Origin of the sequence: Bradyrhizobium sp., assembly GCF_049586575.1 — a bacterium.
GTDB lineage: Bacteria > Pseudomonadota > Alphaproteobacteria > Rhizobiales > Xanthobacteraceae > Bradyrhizobium.
The window spans coordinates 1-4,107 of record NZ_JBAVCF010000707.1; the positions used below are offsets into that span (position 1 = coordinate 1).

The window sequence follows — 4,107 nt, forward strand, 5'->3', positions numbered from 1 at the left end:
ATCTCGATATCCCCGCTTTCCTGCGTCGGCAGGTGAACTGAAGTTTGTTACAATCTAGGCGAGGCAAGGGGTCCCGGTGTGATCACCGGGGCCCCTTTTGCTTGCGGGATTGTGGCGGCCCAATTGCCGATCCAAGTGATTGAAAACAAAATTTTAAATGGAAATGATACAGTCGGGATGACAGCGGTTTGGCGGCTGGTTTCGGTGGCCGATTGGGGTCGGGCTTTGGCGTGAATACGGCAGAGATTGGGTAACAATCGGTAAAAAAGCGTGAGTTGGCGCGCAATAAGGCAATGACTATTCTCGATCGTGACTTGGGGAACCACTGAGTCGGACCGGCATCAAAAGGGGAGCCGGTTTGGTCTCACGGTAAGTCAGTGTGGGCACTTCTGTATGAAATTCGGCCGGCAGACAACGCTGCGTTCGCAAGCTACCGTTACGGGCGTCGGTGTCCATTCGGGACTACCGGTCAATTTGACAATCGGGCCTGCATCCCTGGATGCGGGTTTTATTTTTGTCCGCACCGGCCTTGAAGGCAGCGACCGGGAAGTTCGCGCCGAAGCCGAATCAGTGATTGCCACCGAATTTGCCACCGTTCTCGGCGACCGCGAGGGACCGCTGGTCTCTACTGCCGAGCATGTGCTGGCCGCGCTGCGCGGCATGGGCGTCGATAACGCCACCATCGAGGTCGATGGTCCTGAAGTTCCGATCATGGACGGCAGTGCGGCGGCCTTTGTCGCCGCGATCGATCAGGCCGGCGTTGTTTCGCAGTCGGCGGCGCGCCGTTTCATCCAGGTGCTGAAGCCGGTGCAAGTCGCGATCGGCGATTCCTTCGGCGAGTTGCGCCCGTATTCGGCCGGCTTCCGCGCCGATGTCGAGATTGATTTCGCCAACCCGGTGATCGGCCGTCAGGTCTATTCGCTCGATTTGAGCCCCGAGCGCTTCCGCCGCGAGATTTCCCGCGCCCGGACCTTTGGCTGTGTCAGCGATGTCGCGCGCTTGTGGAGTGCCGGTTTTGCACTCGGCGCCTCCTTTGAGAATTCGGTGGTGTTCGACGAAACCCGCCTGCTGAACAGCGAGGGTCTTCGCTACAGCGACGAATGCGTGCGTCACAAGGTGCTCGATGTGATCGGTGACTTGGCGCTTGCCGGTCTGCCGCTGCTCGGCGCCTTCCGCTCGGTGCGCGGCGGCCACAAACTCAATCACGCCGTGCTGACGGCGCTTCTGGCCGATCGCACCGCCTATCGGGTGGTCGAGTCCGATGCCTCCCGCCGCTCGCGCACCCATGCCGAAGTCGGCAGCGGTATGGTCGGCGGCATGGTCGCACCCGCCTATGGCCCTGACGTTTCCTGAAACGTCGTTCCCCTCATTTGCCCCGTTGATGTGTGCCCTTGGCGGCAAAGCACGCCCTTGTGGACTAAATCATCCAGGCTTTGGCCAGAACGGCGGCTGGGGGCGATGAACCCGCAGAATCACGGCTCCACAAACCCGCCTTATTCCGGGCGAAATGCCTGCGTATCCGGTTGGTTAAGGGCCTTGTTTTAGATAAACAGAGCCGGGGCAAGGTGGCTTGAGCCGCTCCCGATTTCGTTGCGCCCGATCCGCTCGAAAGGCGTCCGGTCTGAACTTCATGTCGACAAAGCGTGTCACGCCCGCACACCAGGGGTTTTTAAACCGTTGGAGCCTTGAAAGCCTCGCACGGCTGCTGCGGGTTGCCGCGGGCCTTGCCGTCGCCGGCATGGTTTTGAGTGCGTGCAGTTCGGCCACCGAAATATGGGACAAGGTGACCCAGAAGGACGACACCTTCGTCGATGAGCCCGCGGAAAAGCTCTACAACGAAGGCCTGTTCCTGACCAACGAGAAGCGCGACCCGAAGGGCGGCGCGAAGAAATTCGAAGAAGTCGATCGCCAGCATCCGTATTCGGATCTCGCGCGCAAGTCGCTTCTGATGTCAGCCTACGCCTATTACCAGGCTAACGACTATGACAGCTGCATCGGCGCGGCGACCCGTTACGTCACGTTGCACCCGGGAAGCCCGGACGCGGCCTATGCGCAATATCTGATCGCGGCCTCGCATTACGACCAGATTCCCGACGTGACCCGCGACCAGGGCCGCACAGAGAAGGCGATCGCCGCGCTCGAGGAAGTGGTGCGCAAATATCCGACGTCGGAATATGCGGTCAGCGCCAAGGCCAAACTGGAAGCCGCGCGCGACCAGCTCGCCGGCCGCGAGATGAATGTCGGCCGCTACTACATGAAGAAGCGCAATTACACGGCCGCGATCAACCGCTTCAAGACCGTGGTGACGCAGTACCAGACCACGCGCCATGTCGAAGAAGCGCTGGCGCGGCTGACCGAAGCCTATATGGCGATCGGAATCGTCAGCGAGGCCCAGACCGCTGCCGCCGTGCTCGGGCACAATTTTCCCGACAGCCCCTGGTACAAGGACGCCTATAATCTAGTAAAGTCCGGCGGGGTCGAGCCGAGCGAGAATGAGGGCTCCTATATTTCGAGGGCCTTCAAGAAGCTCGGTCTCGGTTAAGGTCGGATTCTGACGCGGTCGGAATCTGATTCGATCGGCTGGAACTAGATCCGGGAATTATCCTCTCATGCTGGCGCGTCTGTCGATCCGTGACATCGTCCTGATCGAACGGCTCGATATCGAGTTCGCCCGTGGCCTTGCGGTGCTGACCGGCGAGACCGGCGCGGGCAAATCCATTTTGCTGGATGCTTTTGCGCTTGCGCTCGGCGGCCGTGGCGACGCGGGCCTGGTTCGGCATGGCGCCGAGCAAGGCCAGGTGACGGCCACTTTCGATGTGCCGAAAGGCCATCCGGCTTCTGCCTTGCTGACCGACAACGGTCTCGACGACACCGGCGAGATGATCCTGCGCCGCGTCCAGTTCGCCGATGGCCGCACCCGCGCCTTCGTCAACGATCAGGCCATCAGCGTGCAGACCTTGAAAGCGCTCGGCGCCACGCTGGTCGAAATCCACGGTCAGCATGACGAGCGCGCGCTGGTCGATGCCTCGACCCATCGCCTTCTGCTCGACGCGTTCTCCGGCCTCGAAAAGGAAGTCGCTGCGCTGGAAAAGCTCTGGGAGGCGCGGCGCGAAGCGAACCGCGAGTTGGATGAACATCGCGCCGGCATGGAGCGGGCCGCCCGCGAGGCGGATTATTTGCGGCACGCTTCCGATGAATTGAAGCAGCTTGCGCCAACGGACGGCGAGGAAACGGCCTTGGCGTCCCGCCGCACCACCATGATGCAGGGCGAGAAGATCGCAGCCGATCTGCGCGAGGCGCAGGAAGCCGTCAGCGGCGATCACTCGCCGGTAGCGGCCTTGTCGGCGGCCGTGCGCCGGCTCGAACGGCGGGCGGCAAATTCGCCTTCCCTCGTCGAGCCCGCGGTGAAGGCGATCGATATTGCGATCAACGCGCTCGAGGAAGCCGATCAGCATCTTTCCGCGGCTCTGGTTGCGGCTGATTTCGATCCCGCCGAGCTGGAGCGCATCGAGGAGCGGCTGTTTGCGTTGCGCGCCGCCTCGCGCAAATATTCGACGCCGGTCGATGGACTTGCCGCGCTCGCCGCGAAATATGCCGCCGACGTCGCGCTGATCGATGCCGGCGCCGATCAACTGAAGAAGCTTGAGGAGGCGGCCGTCGCCGCCGACAGGCATTACGCGCTGGCTGCAACGAAACTCTCCGCCGCACGGGTCAGGTCGGCGGAGAAGCTCAACAAGGCGGTCAATGCCGAACTCGCGCCGCTCAAGCTCGAACGCGCGAAGTTTACCACGCAAGTCGAAACCGATCCTGCCTCGCCCGGTCCGCAAGGCTACGACCGCGTCGAATTCTGGGTGCAGACCAATCCCGGCACCAAACCAGGCCCGCTGATGAAGGTCGCCTCCGGAGGCGAGTTGTCGCGCTTCTTGCTGGCGCTCAAGGTGGTGCTGTCCGACCGCGGTTCGGCGCCCACGCTTGTGTTCGACGAGATCGATACCGGGGTCGGCGGCGCGGTGGCGGATGCGATCGGCGCGCGGCTGTCGCGGCTCGCCTCCAAGGTGCAGGTTATGGCGGTGACTCATGCGCCGCAGGTTGCAGCGCGCGCCAACC

General features: G+C 62.4%; 3 protein-coding genes. All 3 read left to right on the forward strand.

Going from position 1 to position 4,107, the window contains the following annotated elements:
• Positions 1-393 precede the first annotated feature (393 nt).
• Positions 394-1,353, forward strand: coding sequence for a UDP-3-O-acyl-N-acetylglucosamine deacetylase (gene lpxC / locus WB528_RS25805; protein ID WP_423892041.1), 960 nt, complete (start codon positions 394-396; stop codon positions 1,351-1,353).
• 277 nt (positions 1,354-1,630) lie between these two features.
• Positions 1,631-2,542 (forward strand): outer membrane protein assembly factor BamD, encoded by a 912-nt coding sequence (locus WB528_RS25810; RefSeq protein WP_423892042.1) that lies wholly within the window; start codon positions 1,631-1,633, stop codon positions 2,540-2,542.
• Positions 2,543-2,609: 67 nt separating this feature from the next.
• Positions 2,610-4,107 (forward strand): DNA repair protein RecN (gene recN, locus WB528_RS25815; RefSeq protein WP_423892043.1); only part of this gene is annotated, 1,498 nt, incomplete at its 3' end.